Consider the following 26,472-nt stretch of genomic DNA (forward strand, 5'->3'; position numbering starts at 1 on the left):
CGGCTAGCCGGGGAAACCCCGAGGGCCGGGGGAGACGCCCCCGCTAGGCCGAGGCGCGGTCGGCGGTGCGGCGGATCGCCTCGACGAAGGTGGGGAAGAGGCCGGGGGGCAGGTCGTGGCCCATGCCGTCGATGGTCAGCAGCTCGGCGTCCGGGATCGCGGCCGCGGTCGAGCGGCCGCCGCTGACGTGGACCATCTTGTCGGCGGTGCCGTGGATGACCAGGGCCGGGACGTGCACGCGGCGCAACCGGGGCGTGCGGTCCTCCTGGGTCAGGATCGCCAGCATCTGGCGCAGCGCGCCCGGGTTGCTCACGCCCCGGTCGAAGGTCTCGGCGGCGCGCGAGCGCAGCGCGTCGGGGTCGGTGGGATAGCCCGCCGACCCGATCAGCGACCACATCGCGAGGCTGCTCTCGATGTAGGCCTCGCGCCCGGCCCGGCGCGGCGCGATCAGCCGCGGCAGGAGCGAGGGGTGCTGCCAGCCGACCGTGCGGCGCCCGGTCGTGGAGCTGATGCTGGTCAGCGACCGCACCCGCGTGGGGTGCTCGACGGCGATGGTCTGGGCGATCATGCCGCCCATCGAGACGCCGACGAGGTGGGCCGAGTCGATGCCGAGGTGGTCGAGCAGGCCGACGGCGTCGCCGGCGAGGTCGGACATCGAGTAGGGCGCCTGCGCGCTGCCGGTGACGAAGGCGCGCACGAGCTGGCCCGGGTGCACCGGGGCGGCGACCCGCGACGACCTGCCGGTGTCGCGGTTGTCGTAGCGCACCACGTGGAAGCCCACCGCGGCGAGCTGCTCGCAGAAGGACTGGTCCCACCAGGTCATCGGACCGCTCAGCCCCATCACGAGCAGCAGCGGCTCGGCGTCGGGGTCGCCGAAGGTCTGGTAGCACAGCTCGACCTCGTTGCCGACCGGAGCGCGGAGCTCGTCGGACCCGACGGGCGGCTGGGGGTTGTCTGGACGGGGCTCGGACATGGGCCCAGTCAACACGACGGCCGTCGGCCGGAGCAGCCGATGCCGCCCACATCCCGCCTGCGAAGCGAGCTGTGGGCTAGGTTCGACGACTGTGACGCAGCGCACACTCGCCGCCTTCCTCACCCCGGAGGGCTTCTCACAGCCCTCGGGGGTGGCGGTGCTGCGCGAGGGCTCCGCGCTCACCGAGGCCGGCCGCTACGCCGTGTCGGCCTGGGGCGCCCGCGGGGCACGCCGTCGTACGCCGCTCGGCGCCCGCCCCCAGCGGGCGGGGGAGCCGGTGGTGCTGGTGCCGGGGTTCCTGGCCGGCGACGCCTCGCTGGGCCCGATGAGCCGGACGCTGCGCCACCTGGGCTTCCGCACCTACCGCGCCGACGTACGCGCCAACGTCGGCTGCACGCTGTCGGCCGCCGCCCAGCTCGAGGAGCGGATCGCGGAGGTCGCCCGGCGGCGCGGCTCGCGGGTGCGCGTCGTCGGCCACAGCCTCGGCGGGATGCTCGCCAGGGGGGTGGCCGCCCGGCGCCCCGACCTGGTCGCGGGCATCGTGACCATGGGCAGCCCGGTGCTGGCGCCCGGCGCCCACCACGTGTCGCTCGCGCGCAGCGTCGAGGTGCTGGTGCGGCTCAACCGCGCCGGGGTGCGCGGGCTGATGGCCGAGGACTGCGTCGCCGGGGCCTGCGCCCGGGAGAGCTTCGACCAGGCGCGCGCGCCGATGCCGGAGGGCGTCGACTTCACCGCGCTCTTCTCCCGGCGCGACGGCATCGTCGACTGGCGCGCCTGCCTCGACCCGGCCGCGCGGGCGGTGGAGGTGCGCTCCTCCCACGTGGGGATGGCGTTCGACCCCGTCGTCATCGCCGCGGTGTCGGCCGCGCTGCGACCGGGCGCTGCCGCGTCAGCTGTCGAAGTTGATCGAGGACAGACCGCGTAGCTTGGAGAGCCGGTGCTCGGCGGTGATCGAGCGCACCGTGCCGCTGCGCGAGCGCATCACGAGCGAGTGGGTGGTGACGCCGTCGCCGCGGTAGCGCACGCCGCGCATCAGCTCGCCGTCGGTGATGCCGGTGGCCACGAAGAAGGTGTCGTCGCCGGTGACCAGGTCGTCGGTGCCGAGGACGAAGTCGGGGTCGAGGTCGTGCCCGGCGTCGAGGGCGCGCTGGCGCTCGTCGTCGTCCTGGGGCCAGAGCTGGCCCTGGATCGTGCCGCCGATGGCCTTCATCGCGCAGGCCGTGATGATGCCCTCGGGGGTGCCGCCGACGCCCAGCATCAGGTCGACCCCGGTGTCGGGGCGGGCCGCCATGATCGCGCCGGCGACGTCGCCGTCGGTGATGTACTTGATCCGTGCGCCGGTCTCGCGGATCTGCTCCACCAGCCGCGCGTGGCGGGGCCGGTCGAGCAGGACGACGGTGACGTCGTGGATCGACATGCCCTTGGCCTTGGCCACGCGGGCGATGTTCTCCTTCACCGGCAGCCGGATGTCGACCACGTCGGCGGCCTCGGGACCGGTCGCGAGCTTGTCCATGTAGAACACGGCGCTGGGGTCGTACATCGTGCCGCGCGGCGACACCGCCAGCACGGACACCGCGTTGCTCATGCCCTTGGCGGTCAGGGTCGTCCCGTCGATCGGGTCGACCGCCACGTCGCACTCGGGACCGGTGCCGTCGCCGACCTCCTCGCCGTTGAAGAGCATCGGGGCGTTGTCCTTCTCGCCCTCGCCGATCACCACCGTGCCGCGCATCTCGACCGTGGAGATCATCACCCGCATGGCCTCGACCGCGACGCCGTCGGCGTCGTTCTTGTCGCCGCGGCCCACCCAGCGGCCGGCCGCCATGGCGGCCGCCTCGGTGACCCGCACCAGCTCGAGGGCGAGGTTGCGTTCGGGCTTCGGGGCGCTGGCACTCATGCCGGGAACTCTATCGACGTGCGGGGTAGCGGCTCACCGCGGTCGCCTTGGTCGAGAGCCACACCTCCCGCCCGGGCAGCAGCCCCAGCTCCGTCGCGGCAGCGGGCGTGAGGTCGGCCAGCAGGTCGGGTCCGGCGTGCACCAGCACGCGTACGGCGTCGCCGTGCGGGGCCAGGGTGCCGACCGGGCCGTGCCAGCGCAGCCGCGTCGACCCCTCGGGCTCGTGCAGCGACACCACGACGGAGTCGGGGGTGAACGCGATGAGCTCGTCGCCGTCGGCGACCAGGTTCAGGCCCACGAGGCGGGCGACGTGCGGCGTGCGCGGCTCGGCGGCCACCTCGGCCGGCCGCCCCGCCTGGGCCACCCGCCCCTCGTCGAGGACGAGCACGCGGTCGGCGAGGGTCAGCGCGTCGATCGCGTCGTGGGTGACGAGCAGCGCGATGCCGGGGAAGTCGCGCAGGTGCCGCCCCAGCTCGATCCGGAGCGCCATCTGCACCGAGACGTCGAGGCCGGTGAACGGCTCGTCGAGGAGCAGCACGTCGGGGTCGGTGGCCAGGGCGCGGGCGATCGCCACCCGCTGGGCCTGGCCGCCCGACAGCTCCCGTGGCCTGCGGGCCGCGAGGTCGGCGATGCCGAAGCGGTCGAGCCAGTCGCGCGCCACCGCCTCCGCGGTCGTGCGCCGCACCCCGCGCGAGCGCGGGCCGAACGCCACGTTGTCGAGCGCGGACAGGTGCGGGAAGAGCAGCTGGCCCTGGAACACCAGCCCGACGCGCCGCTCGCGCACGGGCAGCGCCAGCAGGTCGGTGCCCGCCAGGTGCGCGGTCCCCTCGACGTCGACGAGGCCCGCCACGGCGTGGAGCAGCGAGCTCTTGCCCGCGCCGTTGGGGCCGATGATCGCCAGCACCTCGCCCGGCTCGGCGGTGAACGCGGCCTCGACCCGGTCCGCCACCCGGAGGTCGGCCACGAGCCGCCTCGTCGGGGCCCCGCTCACGGCGTCCCCAGCCAGTGGTCGCGCAGCGCGACGAGCACGCCGATCGAGACGAGCAGCATCACCAGGCTCAGGGACAGGGCGGCGTCCTGGTCGGCCTGCCGGGTGACGTAGATCAGCGTCGGCATCGTCTGCGTGGTGCCGGGGTAGTTGCCGTTGAAGGTGATCGTGGCGCCGAACTCGCCCAGCGAGCGCGCCCACCCCAGGACGGTCCCGGCGACCACGCCGGGCAGGGCGAGCGGCACGGTGACCCGGCGGAAGGTGGTCCACCGGGTCGCGCCCAGCGTGGCGGCCGCGTCGTCGTACCTCGGGTCCGCCGAGCGCAGGGCCCCCTCGATCGCGATCACGACGAAGGGCATCGAGACGAAGACGTGGGCCAGCACGACGCCGTACGTCGTGAAGGGGAAGGCGAAGCCCGTCCAGTCGAGCAGCGGCTCGCCGACCAGGCCGGTGCGGCCGAACGCCGCCCGCAGCGCCACGCCGGCGACCACCGGGGGCAGCACCAGCGGGACGGTGACGAGCGCCCGGAGCGCGCCGCGCCCGCGGAAGTCGACCCGGGCGAGCAGCCACGCGAGCGGCAGCCCGAGGACCAGGCAGAAGGCGATCGCGATCGTCGAGGTGAGCAACGACAGCCGCAGGGCGTCGAGCGCGGTGCGGGAGGTCAGGTGCCCGGGCAGCGCCCGCCAGTCGGCGCCGGCCACCATCGCGACGAGCGGGACGATGAGCAGCAGCGTGGCGAGGGCCGCGGGTGCGACCAGCAGCACCGGCGGCCGGCCGAGCCGGTCCCTCACGGGACGCCGAAGCCGGCGTCGGTGAGGATCGCGCGGGCCTCGTCGGAGGTCACCCACGCCACCCAGTCGGCGGCCAGCGCGGGGTCCTGCGACTGGCTCAGCGCCACCACGGCGTAGGAGGTCGGCACCTCCTCGGCGGCCGGGATCTCGACGCTGTCGACGTCGTCGGCCGCGGCGACGGCGTCGCTCGCGTAGACCAGGCCGGCGTCGGCCTCGCCCGAGACGACCTTGTCGAGCGTGGCCCGCACGTCGTCCTCGAGGCTGACCGGCTCCGCGGTGACCCCGGCCGCGTCGAGCACGGCGACGGCCACCGTGCCGCACGGCACCTCGTCGGCGCACCGCACCCACGTCGCGCCCTCGAGGTCGTCGAGGGAGGTGATCCCGGCCGGGTTGCCGGCGGGCACCACGATCGTCAGGACGTTGGTCGCGAAGGTCTCGACGTCGCCGGTCACGCCCGCGTCCTCCGCCACCGCCATCGAGGCGTCGTCGGCCGTGGCCAGCACGTCACCGGGGGCCCCGTCGGCGGCCTGCCCGGCGAGGTCGGTGCTCGAGCCGAAGGAGAAGCCCACCTCGGCGCCGTGCTCCTCCTGGAAGGGCGCCGCGAGCTCGGCGAAGACGTCGGTCAACGACGAGGCCGCCAGGACGGTCAGCTCGCCGCCCCCGCCGCCTCCGGCCGCGTCTCCGCCGTCGCCGGCGCCCCCGCAGGCGGCGACGGGGAGCAGCAGGACCAGCGCGGCCAGCCGCCTCATCGGGGCACCTCCACCACGACGTTGGTCGACTTCACGCTGGCGATGGCGCGCACGCCGGGCTCGAGGCCGAGCTCGTCGGCGGCGTCGGTGCTCATCAGCGACACGACGCGGTAGGGGCCGCAGATCATCTCCACCTGCGCCATCACAGGGTCGCGCTTGACCCGGGTGACGATGCCGCTCATCCGGTTGCGCGCGCTGACGGTGCCCGCCCGGGTGCGGTCGCGCTCGGCCAGCTCGCCCGACTCCACCAGCTGCTCGGCGAGGTCGGCGAGGTCGCGGCCGGTCACCGTGGCCCGCCCACCGTCGCGGTGCACGGGCAGCCGCCCGGCGTCCACCCAGCGGCGTACGGTGTCGTCGCTGACGGCCAGGATCTCCGCGGCCTCCGCGACTCGGTAGGTGACCATGCGGGGAGTATGCCGCACCTGCGGCCCCGTGGGACAGGATCGCCCGCACGTGCGGAACCAGGGCGCGCCGCGTCCGCGCGCCACGAGGAGGGTTGCAACCCGGCGACGCGCCGTGACCGGCGGGCTGGGAGAATGGGTGGCGTGAGTGAGCAGCCGAGCCGTTACACCCGCTCCTTCAGCGGCATGACCGGCGCCCTCATCGTCACCGTCATCGCCGTGCTGGTCTTCGTGGCCTGGCGCGGGCTGTGGCGCGCCGACATCGACGACAGCGTCGAGGCGGTCGACTGGCAGGAGAGCGTCGAGATCGCCGAACGGGCCGACCTCGGCGTGGTCCGCCCACGCGAGCTGCCGGCCGGCTGGACGGCGACGAGCACCGACCTGGTGGCGGGCGACGAGCCGCGATGGGGGATGGGCGTGCTCACCGACGACGGCAAGTTCGTCGGCCTCCGCCAGCAGGACGCCCCGGTGCGCGACCTCGTCGAGCGCTACATCGACGAGGACGCCGAGCCCGGAGGCGACGCCACCGTCGACTCCGACATCACCGACACGTGGCAGACGTGGTCGGACGAGGGCGGGGACCACGGCTACTCGACCGAGGTCGGTGACGAGGCGCTGCTGGTCTACGGCTCCGCGCCCGTCGAGGACATCGAGACCTTCATGGGCCTGCTCACCCGCTGAGCGTTCCACCCCGAGGGGCGACGACGCGGGTCAGTCGTCTGACTCGGCGCCCATCGCGTCGTCGAGGCGCTGGCGTGCCCCGTCGAGCCACTGCTGGCAGACCTTGGCCAGCGCCTCGCCGCGCTCCCACAGGGCGAGCGACTCCTCGAGGGTCGTGCCCCCGGCCTCGAGGGTGCGCACGACCTCGATGAGCTCCTCGCGGGCCTCTTCATAGCTGGGGGCGTCACTCATCGGGGTCCTCCTCGACCATGGTGGCTTCCTCGACGCGGTCCGTCGTGGCGTGGATGCGGCCGTCGGCGACCCGCACCGACACGGTGGCGCCGACCGCGGCCTGCGCCACCGAGGTGACGACGTGGCCGTCGGCGTCCTGCAGGACGGCGTAGCCGCGCTGCAGGGTCGCGAGCGGCGACAGCGCCCGAGCCCGCGCGCGCTGGTGGCCGATGTCGTCGGCGGCGCGGTCGAGGCGGTGCGACAGCGTGCGGCGGGCGCGGGCGAGCAGCTCGTCGAGCTCGTCGGAGCGGGCGGTCAGCAGGTTGCGGGGGTCGGCCATCGCCGGGCGCGAGCGCACCTGGGCCAGCCACTCCTGCTCGCGCGCGATGCGCTGGGTGACCACCTGGCGCAGCCGCTCGCGGGCCCAGATCACCCCCTGCACCTCCTCGGCCATGTCGGGCACGACCAGCTTGGCGGCGTCGGTCGGCGTGGAGGCCCGCACGTCGGCGACGAGGTCGAGCAGCGGCTGGTCGGGCTCGTGGCCGATGGCGGACACGACCGGCGTACGCATGCGGTGGACCGCGCGGAGCACCGCCTCGTCGGAGAAGGGCAGCAGGTCCTCGATGGAGCCGCCGCCGCGGGCGACGACGACCACGTCGACGTCGGGATGGCGCTCGAGCCGCTCGAGCGCCTCGATCACCTCGGTGGCCGAGCGGGTGCCCTGCATCGCGGCGTGGACCACCTCGAACCGCACCGCCGGCCACCGGCGACGCGCGTTGTCGAGGACGTCGCGCTCGGCGGCGCTGTTGGGCGCGGTGACCAGGCCGACGCAGCCGGGCAGGAACGGCAGGTCGCGCTTGAGCTCGGGCGCGAAGAGGCCCTCGGCGGCCAGCAGCTGGCGCCGCCGCTCGAGGCGGGCGAGCAGCTCGCCGATGCCGACCATGCGGATCTCGCGGGCGGACAGGGAGAAGGAGCCGCGGTTGGCGTAGAAGGTGGGCCGGGCGTGCACGACGACGCTCGCGCCCTCGACGAGGGGCGGGTTCATCGAGTCGAACAGCGAGCGCGCGCAGGTGAGGGTGACCGAGATGTCGGCGACCGTGTCGCGCAGCGTCATGAAGACGGTGTTGACGCCCGGGCGCCGGTTGACCTGGGCGATCTGCCCCTCGACCCAGACCCCGCCGAGCCGGTCGATCCACTGGGCGACGGCGTTGGCGACGGCCCGCACCGGGGCCGGTGACTCGGCCGTGGCGTCGCGGAGTGTGGGCACGCGGCGAGGATAGGGGAGGCCTCGGACACGGCCGGGCAGGCGGGCCATGCGCGGCCCGTAGACTCGGCGCATGACGACCGACCTCGGCCATCCTCGAGTCCTCGATCCCGAGACCGCGAAGAACGTGCTGCTCGCCGCGCCCCGCGGCTACTGCGCCGGCGTCGACAGGGCCGTCATCACCGTCGAGAAGGCGCTCGACCTCTACGGCGCCCCGGTCTACGTGCGCAAGCAGATCGTCCACAACAAGCACGTGGTGGCCAACCTGGAGGCGCGCGGCGCGATCTTCGTCGAGGAGCTCGACGAGGTCCCTGAGGGCCGCACGGTGGTCTTCTCCGCCCACGGCGTCTCGCCCGCGGTGCACGCCCAGGCGGCCGAGCGCGGCCTCAAGACCATCGACGCGACCTGCCCGCTGGTGACGAAGGTGCACCACGAGGCCAAGCGGTTCGCCTCCGACGACTACGACATCCTGCTGATCGGCCACGCCGGCCACGAGGAGGTCGAGGGCACCGCGGGCGAAGCGCCCGACCACATCCAGCTGGTCGAGAGCCCCGCCGACGTGGCCGGCATCGAGGTCCGCGACCCGTCGCGGGTCGCCTGGCTCTCGCAGACCACGCTCAGCGTCGACGAGACCCTCGAGACGGTCGCCGCGATCCGCGAGCGGTTCCCGCTGCTGCTCGACCCGCCGAGCGACGACATCTGCTACGCCACCCAGAACCGCCAGCTCGCCATCAAGGAGATCTCCGCGGCCGCCGACCTGGTGATCGTGGTCGGCTCGCGCAACTCCTCCAACTCCGTGCGGCTCGTCGAGGTCGCGCTCGAGGCCGGCGCCAGGGCCTCCTACCTCGTCGACGACCACACCGAGATCGACGAGGCCTGGCTCGAGGGGGTCGAGGCCGTGTCGGTCACCTCCGGCGCCTCGGTGCCCGAGGACCTCGTCGAGGGGGTGCTCGCCTTCCTCTCCGAGCGCGGCTTCCCCGACGCCCGCGCGGTCCACTCGGCCGAGGAGTCGCTGATCTTCGCGCTGCCGCCCGAGCTGCGGCGCGACCTCCGCGCGGCGCAGCGGGCCTGAGCCGGGAGACGAGATGGCCCGCTACCTCGACATCCACCCGGACAACCCGCAGCCGCGGCTGGTCAGGCAGGTCGTCGAGGCGCTGCGCGACGACCAGCTCATCGCCTACCCCACCGACTCCGGCTACGCCCTCGGCGCCCAGCTCGGCAACCGCGACGGTCGCGACCGGATCCTGCGCATCCGCGACCTCGACGAGCGCCACCACTTCACCTTGATGTGCAAGGACTTCTCCCAGCTCGGCCAGTTCGTCCACGTCGACAACTCGGCGTTCCGGGCGATCAAGGCGGCCACGCCCGGCCCCTACACGTTCATCCTCCCCGCCACCGGCGAGGTGCCCAAGCGGCTGATGCACCCCAAGAAGCGCACCGTCGGCGTGCGCATCCCCGAGCACCGGCTGGTCTGCGCGCTGCTCGAGGAGCTCGGCGAGCCGATCCTCACCAGCACCCTGATCCTGCCCGGCGAGACCGAGGCCCGCACGATGGGCTGGGAGATCAAGGAGGACCTCGACCACGTCGTCGACGTCGTCGTCGAGTCGGGCGAGGTCACCGCCGAGCCGACCACCGTCATCGACTGGTCGGGACCCGAGCCTGTCGTCGTACGCCGCGGGGCGGGCGACCCGGACCGCTTCGAGGTCTGAGCGGGCGAGCGCGGCTCAGCCGGGCGACTGACCGAGCTCGCGCTCGAGCTCGGAGGCGAGGTCGCCCCTGCGGTGCAGGCGCCAGCCGAGCCAGCCCAGGCACACCGCGTAGCCGGCGAACAGGGCGATGCCGTGGGTGGCGAGCCCGGAGACGACCGCCTGCAGGACGCTGTCGCGGGGGTCGGCCACCGCGCCGCGCTCGACGAGGGCGACGAACCCGAACACGCCGAGCATCAGCACGGGCGGCAGCACCGCCACCAGGTAGAAGTCCTGCCGGCGCACCAGCGCGGCCAGGCCCAGGCACAGCGCCACGAAGCACAGGTCGAAGAACAGCGTCAGGCGACCGACCCCGAGCACGTCGAGGGCCACGGCGCTCAGCGCGAGGGCGACCCCGAGGCACACCACCTGCCGGCCCGGCTCCTGCCCGACCTGCCAGAACGCGCCGGTCCGTGTCACGAGGCTCAACCTAGGACCGATCTCAGGCGCCCCGCGCGCGGCGCGCCGCGTCGGACACCGAGCCGGACACGGGGCCGGACGCTGGGCTGGACGGCTGCTCGTCGAGCAGGTCGTCGAGGGTGGGGTCGCCGGTGGCCCCGGGGACGTCGTCGAGGAGGCTGAGGTCGGTGGCCCCGGTCTCGTGGGTCGTCAGCTCGGGGGCGGCGGCCGAGCGGGGCACCGTCTCGACCTGGCGTGGGCCGTCGAGCTGCTCGGTGGTCACGCCCAGGTCGGCGAAGCGACGGGCCGAGACCAGCACGCGGCCCTCGAGCGAGCCCATCGCCTGGTTGTAGGCGACGACGCTGGCGTTGAGCGAGCGGCCCACCCGGTCGAGGTGACCGGCCATCGAGGCGAGGCGGGCGTGCAGCTCCTGCCCGAGTCGCTGCACCTGCGCGGCCTGCGCGTTGAGCACCTCGTGCTGCCAGCCCTGGGCGACGGTGCGCAGCAGGGCGATCAGGGTGGAGGGGGTGGCAAGCACGACGTTGCGCGCCGCCGCCTGCTCGACCAGGTCGGGCACCGCCTGCAGCGCCGCCTGGAGGATCGCCTCGCCGGGCAGGAACAGCACGACGAACTCCGGGGTGCCGGCCAGCGCCTCCCAGTAGCGTCGCGAGCCGAGGTCGGCGACGTGCGTGCGGACGTGCTGGCCGAGGCGGGCCAGGGCCCGGTCCTGCTCGTCGGGGTCGTCGGCGGCGGTGAGGTCGAGGAAGGCGGCCAGCGGCGCCTTGGCGTCGACCGCGATGGTGCGTCCGCCCGCGAGGGTGACGACGAGGTCGGGACGCAGCCGGCCGTCGTCGACGCGCACCTGCTCGGCGAAGTCGCAGTGGTCGACCAGCCCGGCCAGCTCGACCGTGCGGCGCAGGTGGAGCTCGCCCCACTGCCCGCGCACCTGCGGCTTGCGCAGCGCGGTCGCGAGCGTGGTCGTCTCGCGGCGCAGCGTCTCGGTGGACCGGCGCATGTCGGCGACCTGCTCGTGCAGCTGCGCCTGCCACGCCGTGCGGTCGTGGGCGAGGTCGCTGAGCTGGTCCTGGAGGCGCTCGAGCCCGTCCTGGACGACGGCGTGGTCGGCCACCCGCTGCTGGAGCGCGGCGATCGCGGGGTCGTCGGCAGGACGGCTGCGCGACCACAGCACACCGATGACGGCGCCGAGGGCCAGGCCGAGGGCGAGGACGGCCGCCAGGGTGAGCACGAGGGGGAAGGTGTCCATGGCCCCAGCATGGACCGCGGCACCGACACCCCCGCGGAGGTCGGGCCCGCGCTCAGGCGTCCGTCGTCGCGGGAGGTGCGCCGCGGAACGTGCGCCGGTAGGCCGAGGGCGATACCCCGACGCTGGCCCGGAGGTGCTGGCGGAGCGATGCCGCGGTGCCCATCCCGGCGCGGGTCGCCACCTCGTCGACGCCGAGGTCGCTCGCCTCGAGCAGGTGCAGGGCGTGCCGGACGCGCTGCTGGGTCACCCAGGCGCCGGGCGACTGGCCGGTCTCCTCCCGGAAGCGGCGGGTGAAGGTGCGCACGCTCATCGACGCGTGCTCGGCCAGCGTCGCGACGTCGAGGCGCTGGTCGAGGCGGGCCTCGGCCCACGCGCGCGCAGCAGCGGTGGTCTCGTCCGCGCGCTGCGGGACGGTGCGCTCGATGTACTGCGCCTGCCCGCCGTCGCGCCAGGGCGGCACCACCATGTGGCGCGCGACGGCGTTGGCCACGGCCGTGCCGTGGTCGCTGCGCACGAGGTGCAGGCACAGGTCGATGCCGGCGCTCAGCCCGGCGGAGGTGAGCACCCGCCCGTCGTCGGTGAACAGCACGTCCTCGTCGACCGCGACGTCCGGGTGCAGCCGGCGGAAGTCGGCCGCGTACTTCCAGTGCGTGGTCGCGCGGTGGCCGTCGAGCACGCCGGCCGCGGCCAGCACGAACGCCCCGGTGCAGATCGAGACCCAGCGCGCGTCGGCGGGCACCGTGGCGAGGGCGGCGCGCAGGTCGTCGGGAAGCGTGCCGTCGCGGCGCGGGCCCGCGAGCTGGGTGCCGGGGACGATCACGGTCTGCGCGGTGGCGAGGGCCTCGGGCCCGGCCGAGGGGGCGATGGCGTAGCCGCGGGTGGCTCGCACGGGGGCGCCGTCGAGGCTCACCACCTGGACGTCGTAGAGCGGGTGCCCGGCGGCGTCGTACGCCTCGCCGAGCACCTGGGGCGGGATGGTGAGGTCGTAGCCGATGACCGGTGCGACCGCGAGCACCACGACACGGTGCGGCTCGGGGGCTCGGGACGTCATGGCCGAATCCTTTCACATCTTGGCATTCCGGCCACTCGTGAGCGTGGCCGCAGGGCCTCGAGGATGGTGCGCGTGACCACGACGACCCCTCCCGAGCCCGCCGTCGAGCGACCCCAGCGCCTGCACTGGGCGTGGGTGGTGGCGGGCGTCGCGTTCGTGACGCTCGTCGGTGCGGCCGCCTTCCGCTCGGTGCCCGGCGTGCTGCTCGACCCGCTGCACGAGGAGTTCGGCTGGTCGCACGGGCTGATCGGCTCGGCGGTCTCGCTCAACCTCATGCTCTTCGGCCTGATGTCGCCGTTCGCCGCCGCGCTGATGGACCGGTTCGGCGTCCGGCCGGTCGTCACCTTCGCGCTGCTGACGGTCGCCCTCGGCAGCGGCCTGACCGTCTTCATGACCGAGCCCTGGCAGCTCATCCTCTGCTGGGGCCTGCTCGTCGGCCTGGGCACCGGCTCGATGTCGATGGCCTTCGTCGCCACGATCACCAGCCGTTGGTTCGTCGCGCGTCGTGGGCTGGTCAGCGGCATCCTCACCGCGGGCAACGCCACCGGGCAGCTGATCTTCCTGCCCGTCGTGGCCTGGCTCGCCACCCACCACGGCTGGCGCACCGCCGCGCTGCTGGCCGCCGCGGCCGCGCTGGCCGTCGTGCCCCTGGTCCTGCTCCTGCTGCGCAACCACCCGGCCGACCTCGGCCTGCGGGCCTTCGGCGCCACCGACGCAGAGCCCGGGCCGCCGCCCCACCAGCAGGTCGGCTCGAGCGCCGGCCGCGCCCTCGGGGTGCTGCGCGACGCGGCGCGCAGTCGTACGTTCTGGCTGCTGGCCGGCGGGTTCGCGATCTGCGGGATGACCACCAACGGCCTCATCGCCACCCACTTCGTGCCGGCCGCCCACGACCACGGCATGCCGGCCACCACCGCCGCCTCGCTGCTGGCCGTGGTGGGCATCTTCGACGTCGTGGGCACGATCGCCTCGGGGTGGCTCACCGACAAGGTCGACCCGCGGCTGCTGCTGGTCGGCTACTACGCCCTGCGCGGTGTCGGCCTGATGGTGCTGCCCGCGCTGATGGCCCCGCACGTCGCGCCCAGCATGTGGGTCTTCATCATCGTCTACGGCCTCGACTGGGTGGCGACCGTTCCGCCGACCGTGGCGCTGTGCCGCGAGTGGTTCGGCGCGGCTGCCGGCCCGATCGTCTTCGGCTGGGTCTTCGCGAGCCACCAGGTCGGCGCCGCCATCGCCGCGACCAGCGCGGGCGTGGTGCGCGACCTCACCGGCGGCTACGACCCCGCGTTCTACGCAGCGGCCGGGCTCTGCGCGGTCGCCGCGGTGATGTCGTACGCCATCCGGCGCACGCCGCAGCCGGCCGCACAGCCGTCCGCCGGAGTGATGTGACGCTCGGGCCGGGTCAGGCCAGGTCGACGACCACCGGCGCGTGGTCCGACGGGGCACCCGTGCCCTGGGCCGGGTCGCGCTCGTCGCGGTCGACGAACGCGCCGGTCACCCGGGAGGCGAGCGCGGGGGAGGCGAGCACGAAGTCGATCTTGAGCCCGCGGTCGCGCTCGAAGCGCTGACGGTAGTAGTCCCAGTAGGTGTAGCCGGGGTCGTGGGCGCGGGTCACCTCGGCGTAGCCGTCGTCGAGGAACGCCTGGAAGGCGGCCCGCTCGGGCGGGGTGACGTGGGTGGACTTGGCGAACTGCTTGACGTCGAAGACGTCGTTGTCGGTGGGGCAGACGTTCCAGTCGCCGACCAGCGCCGTCTCGCCGTCGAGCCAGCCGCTGGCGGCGGCCCGCAGGCGGGCCAGCCAGTCGAGCTTGTAGACGTAGTGCGGGTCGTCGGGCTTGCGGCCGTTGGGGACGTAGAGCGACCAGATCCGCACCCCGCCGCAGGTGGCGCCGATGGCCCGAGACTCGGCCGCCAGGGGGTCGCCGTAGCCCGGCATGCCGGGGAAGCCGACCTCGACGTCGTCGAGGCCGACGCGCGAGAGCAGCGCGACGCCGTTCCACTGGTTCACCCCGGCGACCGCGACGTCGTAGCCGAGTGCCTGCAGGCCCATGAGGGGCAGCTGGTCCTCGCGTGCCTTGGTCTCCTGCAGGGCCAGCACGTCGATGTCGTGGCGCTGGACGAACGCCTCGACGCGGTCGATGCGGGAGCGGAGTGAGTTGACGTTCCAGGTCGCGATGCGCACGGGCCCACCCTAAGGAGGGTCTTTACACGGGGCGTTCCGTGGGGGACGTTCGTAGGTACGCACCTCTCTCGGGTACTCGTGCACCAGCCCTGCGCTGGACCCCCTCGGACGACCTCCCATGCTGCTCGACCCCCGAGACGGCGGGTGCCAACCCCCTCACGAGAGAAGATCAGCATGCAGCGCAGCCGACCCGGGGCGATCGCCCTCGGCGCCTCGGCGCGCCGCCACCTCGAGCAACCTCAGCCTGACGGCGACGGGCCGGCCCGGCTCCCGACCTGCCCCGGTCGCCTCGTCTGAGGACCAAGCGCGAACGCCCCTTCCGTCCCGAGCGGAGGGGGCGTTCGTCCCGTTCGGACGGCTCCTCCGGCCGGGCACCGCGGGGTAGCGTCGGCGCGTGCCCACGCCGATGTCCACGATCCTCTCCGCGCGCGACCTCGAGTTCATGCTCTACGAGTGGCTCGACGTGGAGCGGCTGGCCGAGCGCCCCCGGTTCGCCGAGCACGACCGCGAGACCTACGACGCCCTGCTCGCGCTGTGCGAGCAGCTCGCCACCGAGCACTTCGCGCCGCACTACCGCAGGAGCGACACCGAGGAGCCGGCATTCGACGGCGAGCGGGTCCGGCTCATCCCCGAGATCGCCGCGGCCCTCGACGCCTTCGCCCGCGCCGACCTGCTCACCCTGAGCCTGGACGAGGAGGTCGGCGGCCAGCAGGTCCCGCAGGTGGTGACCGCGGCGTGCATGGCGTGGTTCACCGCGGCCAACATCGGCACCGCGGCCTACGCGTTCCTCACCGTCGCCAACGCCGGGCTGCTGCTGGCCCACGGCTCGCCCGAGCAGGTGGACCGCTTCGTGCGGCCGATGCTCGAGGGGCGGTTCTTCGGCACGATGACGCTGTCGGAGCCGCAGGCCGGCTCCAGCCTCGGCGACGTGGTCACCCGCGCGGTGCCCGCCGACGACGGCACCTACCGGATCTTCGGCACCAAGATGTGGATCTCCGGCGGCGACCACGAGATGGGCGACACGGTCGTCCACCTCGTCCTGGCCAGGCTGCCCGACGCCCCACCCGGCTCCCGCGGCATCTCGCTGTTCATCGTCCCCAAGCACCTCGTCGGCGAGGACGGCACGGTCGGCGAGCGCAACGACGTCGCGCTCGCCGGCATCAACCACAAGCTCGGCAACCGCGGCACGGTCAACACCGCGCCCGTCTTCGGCGGCGGCGCCTTCACACCCGGTGGGGCGCCGGGGGCCGTCGGCCACCTCGTCGGCGAGCCCGCCAGGGGACTGTCCGCGATGTTCCACATGATGAACGCCGCCCGCCTCGGCGTCGGGATGTCCGCCGCGACCACCGCCTACACGGCCTACCTCAAGTCGCTCGACTACGCCCGCTCCCGCCCGCAGGGTCGCCGGCTGACGGCGGCCGACCCGGCCTCGCCCCAGGTGCCGATCATCGAGCACGCCGACGTGCGCCGGATGCTGCTGGCGCAGAAGGCGTACGCCGAGGGCGCGCTGGCGCTCAACCTCTACTGCTCGCGGCTGCTCGACCTGCAGGCCACCGCCCGCGACGAGCGCGAGCGCACCGAGACGGCCCACCTGCTCGACCTGCTCACCCCGATCGCGAAGTCGTGGCCCGCGCAGTGGGGCCAGGAGGGCTGCAGCCTGGCGATCCAGGTGCTCGGCGGCGCCGGCTACACCCGCGACCACGACGTCGAGGCGCACTGGCGCGACCAGCGCCTCAACCCGATCCACGAGGGCACCCACGGCATCCAGGCCCTCGACCTGCTCGGTCGCAAGGTGCTCGGTGGCGGGGGCGCGTCGCTGGCGACGCTCGCTGCCCGGGTCGGCGACACCGTAGCCCGCGCGCGCGAACTCGGCGGCGAGCCGGCGGCCCACGCCGACGCCCTCGCGGCGGCGCTCGACCGGCTGGGCGTGGTCACCGCGACGCTGGCGGCGTTCGACGACCCGGAGCAGACGTTGGCCAACGCCACGGTCTACCTCGAGGCCGCCGGGCACGTCGTGGTCGCCTGGATGTGGCTCGAGCAGCTCGTCGCGGTCGGTGACCGGCAGGGCGACTTCTACGACGGCAAGCGGGCGGCGGCCCGCTTCTTCCACCGCTGGGAGCTGCCGAAGGTCGGCTCGATGCTCGACCTGCTCGCCTCCGGCGACACGACCACGCTGGAGATGCGCCGGGACTGGTTCTAGGCCGGAGCTTCTAGGCCGGAGCCGGCTCCACGAACGGGGTCAGCAGCCCGGGGGTGGCCCCGTCGGCCAGCGCGACGGCCACGTCGAGGCGTACGTCGCGCACGACCACGCGCTCCGCGCCGGCCGCCGTCGTGGCGGTCAGGTCGGCGAGGCCGCTGCGGCGCTGCCACCACGACTGCGAGACCACCCAGCCGATGATGCCCTCGGTCTCGAGCACCGTGCGGACGCGGGCGAAGGTGCCGCTGCCGGCGACCAGGTGGTCGGTGGCGAGGGCGTGCCCGAGGTGGCGGTAGGACGACTCGCCGGCCGCCGCGGCGAGCCCGAGCAGGACGACGGCGATGCCCGCCAGCCACGACCAGTCGAGGTCGAACCACCACCACCCGACGGCCAGCAGCGCGGTGACCTCCAGCGCGTTGCGGAGCTGGCGGAACCAGGCGCGGCGGCGGGCCCTGGGCCCGTGCTCCACCAGCGGGCCGGTGAGCGGGCCGGGACGGTCGAGCACCGCCTCGCCCACCGTGACGGCGACGTCGCGCGGGCACGGCGGCAGGACCTGGGTGACGCCGTTCTCGACGCCCGTCGCCAGGGTCGCGAGCTCGGCGCCACCGACCAGACGCATCAGCGCCGGCTCGGTCAGCTCCACGCCGCGGACCTTGGCCTCCTCGACCGTGATCGAGCGGGTGGTGACGAGCCCGGAGGTGAGGTGGAGCGAGCCCTGCTCGCGGACCAGGCGGAAGCCCCACCACTGCAGGACGTAGCCGGCGACCGAGACGACGAGCCACAGCGCGGTGCCGCCCACGGCGAGCGCCAGCACGATGGCGAGCACGGCGAACTGGGTGAGCCACTCCCACGCGGTCGTCGCGGTGTCCTCGTTCCAGATGGGCAGGTTGTCGGCGAACTGGGAGAGCACCCCGAGGCCGCCGAGCAGCAGCACGAGGCGGCCCAGGCTGAAGGGGGCGAAGCGCAGCCAGGACCAGTCGATGGCCGCGAGCGCGACGGGTGGTGCCGGGGGCGTGAAGGGCGGCGCGGCGACCGGAGCGGCAGCGGGATCGACCGGCGCGCCGTGGGGCGTGGGATCGGCGGACCCGTCCGCGGCGCCGGGCGCCCCGGGCACGGGCGCGGCCCCCTGGCCCTGCGCGACCGCCCGGCCCTGCCCGACGGCCTGCCGCTGGTCGGCGGTGGTGCGGCGCGTCAGCAGCGTCGTACGCAGGGCGTGGGCGTCGGCGGCGGCCAGGGCGTCGAGGGTGATGCGGTCGTCGTCGACGCCGGTGCCGATCTGGACCTTCTGCAGCCCGAGGATGCGGTGGAGCAGCGAGGCCTCGAGGTCGACGCTGCGCACCCGGTCCAGCGGCGCGGTCGAGGTGGTCTTGTTGAGGACGCCCCGGCGCACCTGCAGCTGGGTGTCGGTGAGGCGGTAGTAGGTGGTGAGCCAGGGCAGCGCGCCGAGGATCAGCGGCCCCAGCACCGCGATGGGCAGGATGATCGGCCAGTACTTGGTGTCGCTGCGGCTGATGCCGACGAGCGCGACGACGACGGGCACGATCGCCTGGCCGATGGCCTTGACGGGGTCGAGCAGCAGCTTGCGCGGGCTGAGCCGGACGTAGCCCTCGCCGGGGGCCGGGATCACGTCGCGTCGCCCTCCGTCGCGGCGGTGATCTCGGTCAGCCGGGCGACGACGGCGCGGGCGGTCTCGGCGTCGAGGCAGTCGACGGTGATCGGCCCGGCCGCCGACGCGGTGGTGACCGTGAGCGAGGCGAGCCCGAACAGCCGCATCAGCGCACCCTGGCGCGAGTCGACGGTCTGCACGCGGCTGATCGGCGCGATGCGCGTCTCGCGACCGATCCACCCCGAGCGGGTGTGGACCGCGGTGTCGGTGACCTCCCAGCGGTGCACGCGATAGCGGATGCGGGGCATGAACGCGACGTGGAGCACCGCCGCGACCGCGAGCAGGAGCACCACGAACCCCGCCCATCCCGGCACGCCCGGCACGAGCAGCCAGACGAGCGCGGCGCCGACGACGAGCACGCTGTCGCCGATCAGTGCCCCCACGGTCCAGAACGGGATCGCTTGCGGCGAGACCCGGTTGGCCGGCGCGCGCAGCACCGGCGTAGCCCCCACGTCAGTCATGCGCTGAGTCTTGCAGGTCCACCGATGACGGCGAACTTGTGCAACGGCGTGCGCCGTTGGTGGCGGATCGCCGACTTCTGCAGGTTCGTGCAGTGCACACACCTGACCCGTCCCGAACCTTCCACCGCGCGGAGCGGGCCGGTTGGTTGGAGGGGTCAATCCGTACCCAACCGGAAGAAGTGAAACCGCATGTTGAACAGCAGGATCAGCCGGCTCGCCACCGCGACACTCGGGGCCGCCGCCCTGGCCGTCTCGGCGCAGTCAGGCGCGAACGCTGTCCGCGCGCAGGACGACGTACCCACCTTCCAGGAGTTCGAGGCAGCCACCTTCCAGGACGTCGGGGGGCAGTACGTCGTCAACGGCGACGAGACGATCTCGACGACGAAGAAGCTTCGCGACTACTACGACGCGATGGTCACCACGAAGGACACCGGCTCCACCTCGCTCGTGGTCAACACCGTCGGCGGGGCCGACGACGTCTGGAGCGCCAGCCAGGCGCAGTCCCTCACCTACTGCGTCAGCGACGCCTTCGGTGCCGACAAGGCCGCCGTCGTCTCCGCGATGGAGTCGGGTGCCGGCCAGTGGGAGACCGCGTCGGGCGGGGTGGACTTCACCTACGTCCCCTCCGCGGACAGCAGCTGCGCAGTGTCCAACAGCGCCGTGGTGTTCTCGGTCGAGCCGACCGACACCTCGGAGTACATCGCGCGGGCGTTCTTCCCGAGCAGCCCCGACTCGCAGCGCAACGTGCTGGTCAACGCCGAGGCGCTGATGAACAGCGGCTCGTGGACGCCGAGCAACATCATGGCCCACGAGCTCGGCCACAGCCTCGGCTTCCGCCACGAGCACACCCGCCCCGAGGCAGGCACCTGCTTCGAGGACAGCAACTGGCGCCCGCTGACCCCGTACGACTCGTCGTCGATCATGCACTACCCGCAGTGCAACGGATCGTCGAGCGACTTGTCGATGACCGAGACGGATCGCTCGGGGGTGCGGTCGGTCTACGGCTCCTGACGGACGCTCACGCGCCCGAGGGAGGGAGGGCCCGGCCGGTGGCCGGGCCCTCTGCCGTGTCCGGACGTGCAAGTTCCTGCAGTGCACACACCTGCGACCCGGGTGCGCTTCCCGGGCGCCGTGCACCGGGTGTGGTCTGGAGGGACACCATCCACTCCCTGCCCCAGAGGACGCACCCATGTCGAACAGCAGGATCATCAGGGCCGCCACCGCGGCCCTCGCCGCAGCCGCGGTCGCCGTCACCCTCGGCTCGTCCGCGACCGCAGCCCCCGCCAGGGACCAGGTCCCCTCCTTCGAGGAGTTCCAGGCCGCCACCTTCATCGACGCCGGCGGCCAGTACGTCGTCAACGGCGACGAGACGATCGTCAACGCCAAGGAGCTCCGCGCCTACTACGACGAGATGATCGCCTCCTACGAGCACGACGTCGAGGGCGGTCCGTCGAGCGAGCTGATCATCAACCGGGTCTACGGTCGCGACGACCGGTGGTCGGCGACCCAGGCGCGCACCCTCACCTACTGCGTGTCGAACGGCTTCGGCACCCAGAAGACCACCGTCGTCAACGCGATGGCCAGCGGCGCAGCCCAGTGGGAGGCCGCCTCGTCGGGGGTCAACTTCACCTACGTCCCCTCGGCAGACAGCAACTGCCGCACCTCCAACAACGCCGTGCTGTTCTCCGTGGAGCCGACCACCACCACCCAGTACATCGCCCGCGCGTTCTTCCCCAGCAGCCCGGACAGCCAGCGCAACGTGCTGGTCAACGCGAGGTCGCTGGTGAGCAGCGGCTCCTGGACGCCGGCCAACATCATGGCCCACGAGCTCGGGCACACCCTCGGCTTCCGCCACGAGCACACGCGGCCCGAGGCGCGGACGTGCTTCGAGGACAACAACTGGCGCCCGCTGACGCCGTACGACTCGGCCTCGATCATGCACTACCCCCAGTGCAACGGGTCCTCGAGCAACCTGTCGATGACCAACACCGACCGCTCCGGCGTCCGCGCCGTCTACGGGTCCTGACCTGCGCTGAGCAACGCACGGAGGAGGGCCCGGCCGACCGGCCGGGCCCTTCCCCGTCGCCCCTCCGCGTTTCGCCCGGCACGCCGCGCGCCCGTAGACTCCCCGCCCGTGGCTCTCACCATCGGCATCGTCGGTCTCCCCAACGCGGGCAAGTCGACCCTCTTCAACGCCCTGACCAAGAACGACGTGCTCGCGGCCAACTACCCGTTCGCCACGATCGAGCCCAACGTCGGTGTCGTGGGGGTGCCGGACGAGCGGCTGCCCCGGCTGGCGGAGGTCTTCGGGTCGGCCAAGATCCTGCCGGCGACGGTCGAGTTCGTCGACATCGCCGGCATCGTGCGCGGCGCCTCGCAGGGGGAGGGGCTGGGCAACAAGTTCCTCGCCCACATCCGCGAGTCGGCCGCCATCTGCCAGGTCACCCGCGTCTTTCGCGACGAGGACGTCACCCACGTCGACGGCGAGGTCAACCCGGCCAACGACATCTCCACCATCCAGACCGAGCTGATCCTCGCCGACCTCGAGACCGTCGAGCGGGCGATCGCCCGGCTCGAGAAGGAGTCGCGCAAGGTCAAGGAGCTCGTCCCCAACCTGGAGGCGGCCCGGGCCGCCAAGGACGCGCTCGAGGCCGGCACCCCGATCATCGCCACCGACATCGACCGGTCGCTGCTGCGCGAGCTCTCGCTGCTCACCGCCAAGCCGTTCATCTACGTCTTCAACTGCGACGCCGACGAGCTCGCGGACGAGGAGCTCAAGGACCGGATGCGCGAGATCGTCGCGCCCGCCGAGGCGATCTTCCTCGACGCGAAGTTCGAGGCCGACCTGGCCGAGATGGACGACGACGAGATGGCGCACGAGATGCTCGCCGAGATGGGCATCACCGAGTCCGGCCTGGACCAGCTCGCTCGCGTCGGCTTCGACACCCTGGGCCTGCAGACCTACCTGACGGCCGGCCCCAAGGAGACCCGGGCCTGGACCATCCCCAAGGGCGCCACCGCCCCCGAGGCCGCCGGTGTCATCCACACCGACTTCCAGAAGGGCTTCATCAAGGCCGAGGTCGTCTCCTTCGACGACCTGATGGCCGCCGGCTCCATGCTCAAGGCCCGCGAGGCCGGCAAGGTGCGCATGGAGGGCAAGGACTACGTGATGGCCGACGGCGACGTCGTGGAGTTCCGCTTCAACGTCTGACGGTTCGCTGTTTGCGCAGGTCAGAGGGCATGTGGAGCCTCTTCAGGCCTGTTCTGCCCTCACTGTGCCCTCACCAGAAGCAACGACTTCAGCCACGAGGCGCGCCGCGGCGTCCCTCACGCGGTCTTCGGTCGCTGGCCACAGGTGCGCATAAGTGGTGAGCGTCGTGGTTGGTTTGGCGTGCCCGAGGGCGCGCTGGACGGCGACCACGTCACAGCCCGAGGCGATCAGCCCCGAGGCGTAGAAGTGGCGCAAGTCGTGCATCCGGACGTCGGTCACCTCGGCCCGCTGCAGGGTGGTACGCCAGCGGTAGCCGATCGTGTTCTGGTGCGGCGGCACGTCCTCGACCTCGGCGAAGAGCCAGTCGTAGGGGAGGCCCAGCGCGACGTGCTCGGACAGCATCTGCAGCAGGGCGTCGGGGACGTGCACGGTGCGTTCGGAGTTGTACTTCGGCAGCCGGATCTCGAACGAGCCATTGAGTCGCTGGACCTGACGGCGCACGTGCACCTGGCGGCGTAGGAAGTCGATGTCGCCGATCTGCAGGGCGGCGGTCTCTCCGAGTCGCAGCCCGGCGAATGCGCACAGCCCGACGAAGGCGCGGAACCGGGGCTCGGAGGCCTCGAGGATGCTGCGCACCACCTCCGGTGTCGGGATCTCCATCGCCGCCTCGCGCCGGCGCAGCCGGGGGAGCCGGACCTGGGTCGTCGGGTCGACGGCGATCATCCCGTCCCGCACGGCCGCCCGGAACACCGAGCGCACGTTGACGAAGCGGGTCTTGATCGTGCCCGGCGCGAGCGGACGCCTCCGGGTGGCGGTGGGCAGGGTCATCGACTTCACCCACGCCTCGACGTGGCTGGGGCGGATCAGGCGCAGGTCCAACTCCGCGAACGTCGCGGACCGGGTGGCCAGTGCCATCGCCTGCCGGGTGTTGTCGGTCCACAGTTGATCCGCGCCCCACGCCTCGAAGTAGGCCAGGAACGACACCTTGCCGGCCTCGGGGTCGACCCAGCGTCCGCGGTCCAGTGCGTCGAGCTGCTGGCGCCGCCACCGCACCGCGTCGACCTGGCGGTCAAAGGACCGCTCGTGCTGGCGACCCGTCTCCGGGTTTCGATACCGAGCCCGCCACGAGTCGCCGCGACGGCTAACACCCTCAGCCATCAGTGCGCCGCAAAGGCCGAGCGACGGAGGTCATGTCACTCCTCTCGAATACACGACGTTAACTCCGTCGCGCACAGGCGTCGAGGCTGAGACGTGGTTGTCTCGCGTGCTTGGTGGTCGTTGCGCGTCGCCCGCGAGGAGCACACGGGCATGGTGGCCGGAACGGCGACACAAGCGCGCTGTCGCGCTGGCGGCATTGAACCCGTTCACAGTGCTGAGGCTGTAAGAAGGTCAACAACCTGTCGTGCACGTCGCCGAGGAAGAGGGAAGTCTTGTACCAATCCGAGGACCACGTCCTGAGGTGGCCGCGCGAGGTGTTTCGTCGCCGCTTGGCGGAGCTGATCAACGCGCAGAAGAACCTCAACGCCGGATGGGGCGACGAGGTCGAGCTTTTTCTCGATGATGTATTCGAGGGCAGCCACCCGGTAGAGACTTTTCGATCCATCCTCAATGTGTCGTTCGACGATCCCTGGGGGACCGCGGGAACGACGACCCCAACTCAGGTACCTCCGCGACGTCGCTACCTGATCGACCTCTTGCAGGCGGCGGACACCTTCCCTCACGAGGTGCGTCGCCGACCGTACCGCTCGCAACGCGGAATGACCGGCGGCCCAGAGGCGCAGGTCTCGTCCCAGGCGACGGTCGCGAGATTCGTTGGCCTAGTCAATGACCTTGACGAGCGCGGTTATTTCGAGCGTGCGTTCCGGAAGGATTGCGTGGACGACGAGCGCACCGTCGATCCTTCGGTGCTTATCGAGGAAGAGATTGGGGTCGTTGACTTGTGGCCCCCTCAACGGACCGGCTAGTCGATGAGCCTGACCTGTTCCTGGACCTGATCGAGGTCCTTGGAGAGTTTTCTGCGGCTCCTCAAAACAGGACTATGCACTCGTACGGGGGGTGCGGTTGGCACCACCGTGACTTCGACATTTCGATGGGCCGTGACATCTACTCCTGGCTGGTGAACAGGTTGCTCGAGCGCAGCGCGTTCGACCTTCGCCTCGCGACCTCCGGCGAAGACCGGGGCCGACTCGTCGAGAGCTACGGCGACGCGCGTGACGACTTGGTCGCCGCTACAACGGAGGGCGCGGGCGACGACACTCGCAGCCCCGTCGAGCATGCCGTTGCGCTGTTCCGCCGGCGTGGCGCTTCCTTGGAAGACAAGCGATCAGCCTGCACAACTTTGGCCGGGGTGTTGGAGCTCCGACGAGCTCTGCTGAAGCGAGAGCTCCTCCGGCGGGACGAAGGCGCGCTGTTCCAGATCGCTAATGAGTTCGACATTCGGCATCGCACCGAGGCGCAGAAGGGTGATTACGACCCAATCTTCCTCGACTGGGTCTTCTGGTGGTACCTGGGAACGATCGAGTTGACGGACAGAGTGATCGCTCGGCATGAGCGGGCTGCTCCGTAGGCGACGCTGGCACTATTGAGGATCGCGTCGGTTGCGTATGCCAACACCCACCGGATGCCCCCTTGCGCAGCAGGATCACCGGGCATCCGCTTTCCATCATCGCGAACCCCATCGAAGAGTCGATCGGGCTTGTGGACGGGTGCGCTGGAGCTCTTCGGCCACAGGGCTCCACCGGGCGTCGCCGAACTCCCCGGCGTCGTACCTCTCGCGCAGGTTTCGAACGATCCGCCGGCACGCAGCAGGCGACTCCAGCACCGCCCGTACGTGGTCGTCGAGGGAGACCTCGACCTTGACGTACTGCGTGGCGATCGCCCCGGCCGCCGCGGCACGTCGCTCCTCCGATGCTGACCGGCGGCACTTCGCCGAGCACCACCGCCGCGGTCGCCCCGGCGATCGCGGAACGACGGCGACGATGAACTCACCGCATCGCGGGCACGACCGCTTTTGCTCGTGAGGCTCGGCCGGGTCGGTCACCGCTGGCGCTCGAGCTCGAGCGTCCACGCAATCACCGTGGACGCCCGCCAGCGCAGGTGCTTGCCGACGCGGAAGCCAGCCGGGCCGTAACCGCTGGTGCGCCAGCAGTAGACGGTCTGCTTCGGGACGCCGAGGTAGTCGGCGACTTCGTCGATCGTCCAGAGCTCACTGGCTTCCGCAGCCGCGAGTTGCGGACGTGCGGGCCTCGTTGGCGGACTCCAGTGGCCCGGGGTTCGGGCGTCTCTCCCCAGAGAGCAGGTTGAGCTGACATGTCGGTGTCGTGCTTCATGGCGGGTGCTCCTTCGCTGTGTCTCGGCGCTAGCCGTCGTCGTTTGCCGACGGGTGGGGGAGAAGCACGCCGACCGAGAGCCGATCGGTCAAGTCCGTCGCCTCGGACATGCGCAGGCGCTGGGCCATCAGGACCACGCTCGAGCCCTCACCGGGTTTCGTCCGCCGAAACCCCGGCCGACAGTGCATGGGGTGCGAGGTACTTGGTGAGGATGCGACGGGGCGGGCAAGAACAGTTCGGGGGGCAGTTGGTCCATCTCGATCAATCGAGGCGTGCCCAGCCGGGGTGCTGACGATGCGTTGCGTTCCGAAACCATGGACTCGACCAACTAGTCAGTCGTAGCGATGAGGTGGTCGTTCGACTTCGCCAGGGCGGCTTGGTCACCCCGACCCGAGCCCACGCGAAGTGGGGCCCGAGACGTCACCGCGTGTCGATGCCAGCAATGGACAGCACGACCTGTAGGTAGGCGTCGAGAGCCGGCCCTGTCTCCTCGAAGAGGCCGAGAGCGACGCGCCGCCCGGCCTCCACCGGGTCGTCGGTCATCGCGCGTCGTCGCCGGGGTCGTCGGGGAGGGCCAGCATGAGGGCATCCACGACACAGGCGGGCCGGTCCTTCCCGTCGACCTCGACCGTGTACCGAACGCGACCGAGCGCGCCGTCACCACTGTCGGTCACCTCGACGAGCTCGGCCCGTGCCCGGAGGCGGTCGCCGGGGACGACCGGGGTGAGGAACCGCACGCGGTCGAGCCCGTAGTTCAGCACCTTGCCCAGGCCTGTGAAGTCGAAGATCCCGGAGCTCAGGCGGGGGAGGAGCGACAGCGTTAAATAGCCGTGCGCGACCGTGCTGCCCCACGGGCTCCTGGCCGCCCGCTCCACGTCCACGTGGATCCACTGCCAGTCCTCCGTCACGTCGGCGAAGGCGCTGATTCGCTGCTGGTCGACCTCGAGCCACGGTCCCGCGCCGAGCTCGGTGCCGGATGCGTCCTTGAAGTCCGCGATGGTCGCGAAGACCGTAGTCAT

General features: G+C 72.4%; 30 protein-coding genes. 12 read left to right on the forward strand and 18 right to left on the reverse strand.

Annotated elements, in window-relative coordinates:
- Positions 1 to 43 precede the first annotated feature (43 nt).
- Entirely contained in the window at positions 44 to 973 is a 930-nt protein-coding gene (locus tag AC4H2S_RS05615) for an alpha/beta fold hydrolase (protein ID WP_491495986.1), read from the reverse strand.
- 91 nt (positions 974 to 1,064) lie between these two features.
- Between AC4H2S_RS05615 and AC4H2S_RS05620 the strand changes: the two genes are divergently transcribed.
- Positions 1,065 to 1,898, forward strand: coding sequence for an alpha/beta fold hydrolase (locus AC4H2S_RS05620; protein ID WP_491495987.1), 834 nt, complete (start codon positions 1,065 to 1,067; stop codon positions 1,896 to 1,898).
- On the opposite strand, the gene glpX is transcribed toward AC4H2S_RS05620, so the two are convergent.
- From glpX to AC4H2S_RS05645, 5 genes are read right to left on the reverse strand one after another with little or no spacing between them, the layout of a single operon-like run.
- Positions 1,863 to 2,867 (reverse strand): class II fructose-bisphosphatase, encoded by a 1,005-nt coding sequence (gene glpX / locus AC4H2S_RS05625; RefSeq protein ID WP_491495988.1) that lies wholly within the window; start codon positions 2,865 to 2,867, stop codon positions 1,863 to 1,865. The genes AC4H2S_RS05620 and glpX overlap by 36 nt on opposite strands.
- Positions 2,868 to 2,877: 10 nt before the next feature.
- Positions 2,878 to 3,831, reverse strand: coding sequence for a sulfate/molybdate ABC transporter ATP-binding protein (locus tag AC4H2S_RS05630; protein ID WP_491495989.1), 954 nt, complete (start codon positions 3,829 to 3,831; stop codon positions 2,878 to 2,880).
- 23 nt (positions 3,832 to 3,854) lie between these two features.
- Positions 3,855 to 4,646: a molybdate ABC transporter permease subunit gene (gene modB / locus AC4H2S_RS05635; protein WP_491495990.1), complete on the reverse strand. Its 792-nt coding sequence runs from the start codon at positions 4,644 to 4,646 to the stop codon at positions 3,855 to 3,857.
- Entirely contained in the window at positions 4,643 to 5,395 is a 753-nt protein-coding gene (gene modA / locus AC4H2S_RS05640) for a molybdate ABC transporter substrate-binding protein (protein ID WP_491495991.1), read from the reverse strand. The genes modB and modA overlap by 4 nt, the downstream gene beginning before the upstream one ends.
- A complete protein-coding gene (locus AC4H2S_RS05645; RefSeq protein ID WP_491495992.1) occupies positions 5,392 to 5,799 on the reverse strand; it encodes a TOBE domain-containing protein in 408 nt (135 codons plus the stop codon). The genes modA and AC4H2S_RS05645 overlap by 4 nt, the downstream gene beginning before the upstream one ends.
- 141 nt (positions 5,800 to 5,940) lie before the next feature.
- Between AC4H2S_RS05645 and AC4H2S_RS05650 the strand changes: the two genes are divergently transcribed.
- On the forward strand, positions 5,941 to 6,477 hold the full coding sequence (locus AC4H2S_RS05650) for a DUF4245 domain-containing protein (protein ID WP_491495993.1): 537 nt from the start codon (positions 5,941 to 5,943) through the stop codon (positions 6,475 to 6,477).
- Positions 6,478 to 6,507: 30 nt separating this feature from the next.
- Here AC4H2S_RS05650 and AC4H2S_RS05655 read toward each other — a convergent pair whose 3' ends face one another.
- The gene (locus AC4H2S_RS05655) at positions 6,508 to 6,708 is read right to left on the reverse strand and encodes an exodeoxyribonuclease VII small subunit (protein ID WP_491495994.1); all 201 of its coding nucleotides are present in this window, start codon (positions 6,706 to 6,708) and stop codon (positions 6,508 to 6,510) included.
- Entirely contained in the window at positions 6,701 to 7,954 is a 1,254-nt protein-coding gene (xseA, locus tag AC4H2S_RS05660) for an exodeoxyribonuclease VII large subunit (protein ID WP_491495995.1), read from the reverse strand. Before xseA ends, AC4H2S_RS05655 begins: the two co-directional genes overlap by 8 nt.
- A gap of 70 nt (positions 7,955 to 8,024) precedes the next feature.
- On the opposite strand from xseA, the gene AC4H2S_RS05665 reads away from it, so the two are divergent.
- Entirely contained in the window at positions 8,025 to 9,023 is a 999-nt protein-coding gene (locus tag AC4H2S_RS05665) for a 4-hydroxy-3-methylbut-2-enyl diphosphate reductase (RefSeq protein ID WP_491495996.1), read from the forward strand.
- Between the two features lie 13 nt (positions 9,024 to 9,036).
- On the forward strand, positions 9,037 to 9,660 hold the full coding sequence (locus AC4H2S_RS05670; protein ID WP_491495997.1) for an L-threonylcarbamoyladenylate synthase: 624 nt from the start codon (positions 9,037 to 9,039) through the stop codon (positions 9,658 to 9,660).
- 15 nt (positions 9,661 to 9,675) lie between these two features.
- Here AC4H2S_RS05670 and AC4H2S_RS05675 read toward each other — a convergent pair whose 3' ends face one another.
- The 3 genes from AC4H2S_RS05675 to AC4H2S_RS05685 are packed head-to-tail and all read right to left on the reverse strand — an operon-like array spanning position 9,676 to position 12,410.
- Complete coding sequence (locus tag AC4H2S_RS05675; RefSeq protein WP_491495998.1) at positions 9,676 to 10,116, reverse strand: DUF6542 domain-containing protein; 441 nt, start codon at positions 10,114 to 10,116, stop codon at positions 9,676 to 9,678.
- 22 nt (positions 10,117 to 10,138) lie between these two features.
- Positions 10,139 to 11,359 (reverse strand): DNA recombination protein RmuC, encoded by a 1,221-nt coding sequence (locus AC4H2S_RS05680; protein WP_491495999.1) that lies wholly within the window; start codon positions 11,357 to 11,359, stop codon positions 10,139 to 10,141.
- A 52-nt stretch (positions 11,360 to 11,411) separates the two neighbouring features.
- Positions 11,412 to 12,410, reverse strand: a complete 999-nt coding sequence (locus tag AC4H2S_RS05685; RefSeq protein WP_491496000.1) for a GlxA family transcriptional regulator — start codon at positions 12,408 to 12,410, stop codon at positions 11,412 to 11,414.
- 72 nt (positions 12,411 to 12,482) lie between these two features.
- On the opposite strand from AC4H2S_RS05685, the gene AC4H2S_RS05690 reads away from it, so the two are divergent.
- Positions 12,483 to 13,796, forward strand: coding sequence for an MFS transporter (locus AC4H2S_RS05690; RefSeq protein WP_491496001.1), 1,314 nt, complete (start codon positions 12,483 to 12,485; stop codon positions 13,794 to 13,796).
- 13 nt (positions 13,797 to 13,809) lie between these two features.
- Here AC4H2S_RS05690 and AC4H2S_RS05695 read toward each other — a convergent pair whose 3' ends face one another.
- Positions 13,810 to 14,589, reverse strand: coding sequence for an exodeoxyribonuclease III (locus tag AC4H2S_RS05695; RefSeq protein WP_491496002.1), 780 nt, complete (start codon positions 14,587 to 14,589; stop codon positions 13,810 to 13,812).
- A 174-nt stretch (positions 14,590 to 14,763) separates the two neighbouring features.
- Between AC4H2S_RS05695 and AC4H2S_RS05700 the strand changes: the two genes are divergently transcribed.
- Positions 14,764 to 14,886: a hypothetical protein gene (locus AC4H2S_RS05700; protein WP_491496003.1), complete on the forward strand. Its 123-nt coding sequence runs from the start codon at positions 14,764 to 14,766 to the stop codon at positions 14,884 to 14,886.
- Between the two features lie 97 nt (positions 14,887 to 14,983).
- Positions 14,984 to 16,789, forward strand: a complete 1,806-nt coding sequence (locus AC4H2S_RS05705; RefSeq protein ID WP_491496004.1) for an acyl-CoA dehydrogenase — start codon at positions 14,984 to 14,986, stop codon at positions 16,787 to 16,789.
- A 10-nt stretch (positions 16,790 to 16,799) separates the two neighbouring features.
- Here the strand turns inward: AC4H2S_RS05705 and AC4H2S_RS05710 are convergent, their stop codons facing one another.
- Together AC4H2S_RS05710 and AC4H2S_RS05715 are read right to left on the reverse strand one after the other, a co-directional pair.
- The gene (locus AC4H2S_RS05710; RefSeq protein WP_491496005.1) at positions 16,800 to 18,413 is read right to left on the reverse strand and encodes a PH domain-containing protein; all 1,614 of its coding nucleotides are present in this window, start codon (positions 18,411 to 18,413) and stop codon (positions 16,800 to 16,802) included.
- On the reverse strand, positions 18,410 to 18,913 hold the full coding sequence (locus AC4H2S_RS05715; protein WP_491496006.1) for a PH domain-containing protein: 504 nt from the start codon (positions 18,911 to 18,913) through the stop codon (positions 18,410 to 18,412). The genes AC4H2S_RS05710 and AC4H2S_RS05715 overlap by 4 nt, the downstream gene beginning before the upstream one ends.
- Positions 18,914 to 19,102: 189 nt before the next feature.
- Between AC4H2S_RS05715 and AC4H2S_RS05720 the strand changes: the two genes are divergently transcribed.
- The 3 genes from AC4H2S_RS05720 to ychF all read left to right on the forward strand — a co-directional run bounded on the left by AC4H2S_RS05720 (position 19,103) and on the right by ychF (position 22,124).
- On the forward strand, positions 19,103 to 19,924 hold the full coding sequence (locus tag AC4H2S_RS05720; RefSeq protein WP_491496007.1) for a zinc metalloprotease: 822 nt from the start codon (positions 19,103 to 19,105) through the stop codon (positions 19,922 to 19,924).
- A 178-nt stretch (positions 19,925 to 20,102) separates the two neighbouring features.
- Positions 20,103 to 20,939 carry a M57 family metalloprotease gene (locus tag AC4H2S_RS05725; RefSeq protein WP_491496008.1) on the forward strand — a complete coding sequence of 279 codons (837 nt, stop codon included), beginning with the start codon at positions 20,103 to 20,105 and terminating at the stop codon, positions 20,937 to 20,939.
- Between the two features lie 108 nt (positions 20,940 to 21,047).
- A complete protein-coding gene (gene ychF, locus AC4H2S_RS05730) occupies positions 21,048 to 22,124 on the forward strand; it encodes a redox-regulated ATPase YchF (RefSeq protein WP_491496009.1) in 1,077 nt (358 codons plus the stop codon).
- Between the two features lie 42 nt (positions 22,125 to 22,166).
- Here the strand turns inward: ychF and AC4H2S_RS05735 are convergent, their stop codons facing one another.
- A complete protein-coding gene (locus tag AC4H2S_RS05735) occupies positions 22,167 to 23,282 on the reverse strand; it encodes a tyrosine-type recombinase/integrase (RefSeq protein ID WP_491496010.1) in 1,116 nt (371 codons plus the stop codon).
- Positions 23,283 to 23,611: 329 nt separating this feature from the next.
- Here AC4H2S_RS05735 and AC4H2S_RS05740 point away from each other — a divergent pair, with 329 nt between their 5' ends.
- Both AC4H2S_RS05740 and AC4H2S_RS05745 read left to right on the forward strand, forming a co-directional pair.
- Positions 23,612 to 24,088 (forward strand): hypothetical protein, encoded by a 477-nt coding sequence (locus AC4H2S_RS05740; protein WP_491496011.1) that lies wholly within the window; start codon positions 23,612 to 23,614, stop codon positions 24,086 to 24,088.
- A gap of 125 nt (positions 24,089 to 24,213) precedes the next feature.
- On the forward strand, positions 24,214 to 24,690 hold the full coding sequence (locus AC4H2S_RS05745) for a hypothetical protein (protein ID WP_491496012.1): 477 nt from the start codon (positions 24,214 to 24,216) through the stop codon (positions 24,688 to 24,690).
- A gap of 470 nt (positions 24,691 to 25,160) precedes the next feature.
- Here AC4H2S_RS05745 and AC4H2S_RS05750 read toward each other — a convergent pair whose 3' ends face one another.
- The 3 genes from AC4H2S_RS05750 to AC4H2S_RS05760 form a co-directional block, all read right to left on the reverse strand.
- Positions 25,161 to 25,538, reverse strand: coding sequence for a helix-turn-helix domain-containing protein (locus tag AC4H2S_RS05750; RefSeq protein WP_491496742.1), 378 nt, complete (start codon positions 25,536 to 25,538; stop codon positions 25,161 to 25,163).
- A gap of 335 nt (positions 25,539 to 25,873) precedes the next feature.
- Entirely contained in the window at positions 25,874 to 25,996 is a 123-nt protein-coding gene (locus AC4H2S_RS05755) for a hypothetical protein (RefSeq protein WP_491496013.1), read from the reverse strand.
- Positions 25,993 to 26,472 carry a MaoC family dehydratase gene (locus tag AC4H2S_RS05760; RefSeq protein ID WP_491496014.1) on the reverse strand — a complete coding sequence of 160 codons (480 nt, stop codon included), beginning with the start codon at positions 26,470 to 26,472 and terminating at the stop codon, positions 25,993 to 25,995. Before AC4H2S_RS05760 ends, AC4H2S_RS05755 begins: the two co-directional genes overlap by 4 nt.

Source organism: Nocardioides sp. Z13_37 (assembly GCF_058355585.1).

What these genes read in the sequence shown, in the direction of transcription:
- AC4H2S_RS05615 (WP_491495986.1), bottom strand. Translation starts at nt 973, where the DNA reads ATGTCCGAGCCCCGTCCAGACAACCCCCAGCCGCCCGTCGGGTCCGAC.
- glpX (WP_491495988.1), bottom strand. Translation starts at nt 2,867, where the DNA reads ATGAGTGCCAGCGCCCCGAAGCCCGAACGCAACCTCGCCCTCGAGCTG.
- modA (WP_491495991.1), bottom strand. Translation starts at nt 5,395, where the DNA reads ATGAGGCGGCTGGCCGCGCTGGTCCTGCTGCTCCCCGTCGCCGCCTGC.
- AC4H2S_RS05645 (WP_491495992.1), bottom strand. Translation starts at nt 5,799, where the DNA reads ATGGTCACCTACCGAGTCGCGGAGGCCGCGGAGATCCTGGCCGTCAGC.
- AC4H2S_RS05655 (WP_491495994.1), bottom strand. Translation starts at nt 6,708, where the DNA reads ATGAGTGACGCCCCCAGCTATGAAGAGGCCCGCGAGGAGCTCATCGAG.
- AC4H2S_RS05665 (WP_491495996.1), top strand. Translation starts at nt 8,025, where the DNA reads ATGACGACCGACCTCGGCCATCCTCGAGTCCTCGATCCCGAGACCGCG.
- AC4H2S_RS05670 (WP_491495997.1), top strand. Translation starts at nt 9,037, where the DNA reads ATGGCCCGCTACCTCGACATCCACCCGGACAACCCGCAGCCGCGGCTG.
- AC4H2S_RS05680 (WP_491495999.1), bottom strand. Translation starts at nt 11,359, where the DNA reads ATGGACACCTTCCCCCTCGTGCTCACCCTGGCGGCCGTCCTCGCCCTC.
- AC4H2S_RS05685 (WP_491496000.1), bottom strand. Translation starts at nt 12,410, where the DNA reads ATGACGTCCCGAGCCCCCGAGCCGCACCGTGTCGTGGTGCTCGCGGTC.
- AC4H2S_RS05700 (WP_491496003.1), top strand. Translation starts at nt 14,764, where the DNA reads ATGCAGCGCAGCCGACCCGGGGCGATCGCCCTCGGCGCCTCGGCGCGC.
- AC4H2S_RS05715 (WP_491496006.1), bottom strand. Translation starts at nt 18,913, where the DNA reads ATGACTGACGTGGGGGCTACGCCGGTGCTGCGCGCGCCGGCCAACCGG.
- AC4H2S_RS05720 (WP_491496007.1), top strand. Translation starts at nt 19,103, where the DNA reads ATGTTGAACAGCAGGATCAGCCGGCTCGCCACCGCGACACTCGGGGCC.
- AC4H2S_RS05725 (WP_491496008.1), top strand. Translation starts at nt 20,103, where the DNA reads ATGTCGAACAGCAGGATCATCAGGGCCGCCACCGCGGCCCTCGCCGCA.
- AC4H2S_RS05735 (WP_491496010.1), bottom strand. Translation starts at nt 23,282, where the DNA reads ATGGCTGAGGGTGTTAGCCGTCGCGGCGACTCGTGGCGGGCTCGGTAT.
- AC4H2S_RS05745 (WP_491496012.1), top strand. Translation starts at nt 24,214, where the DNA reads ATGGGCCGTGACATCTACTCCTGGCTGGTGAACAGGTTGCTCGAGCGC.
- AC4H2S_RS05755 (WP_491496013.1), bottom strand. Translation starts at nt 25,996, where the DNA reads ATGACCGACGACCCGGTGGAGGCCGGGCGGCGCGTCGCTCTCGGCCTC.
- AC4H2S_RS05760 (WP_491496014.1), bottom strand. Translation starts at nt 26,472, where the DNA reads ATGACTACGGTCTTCGCGACCATCGCGGACTTCAAGGACGCATCCGGC.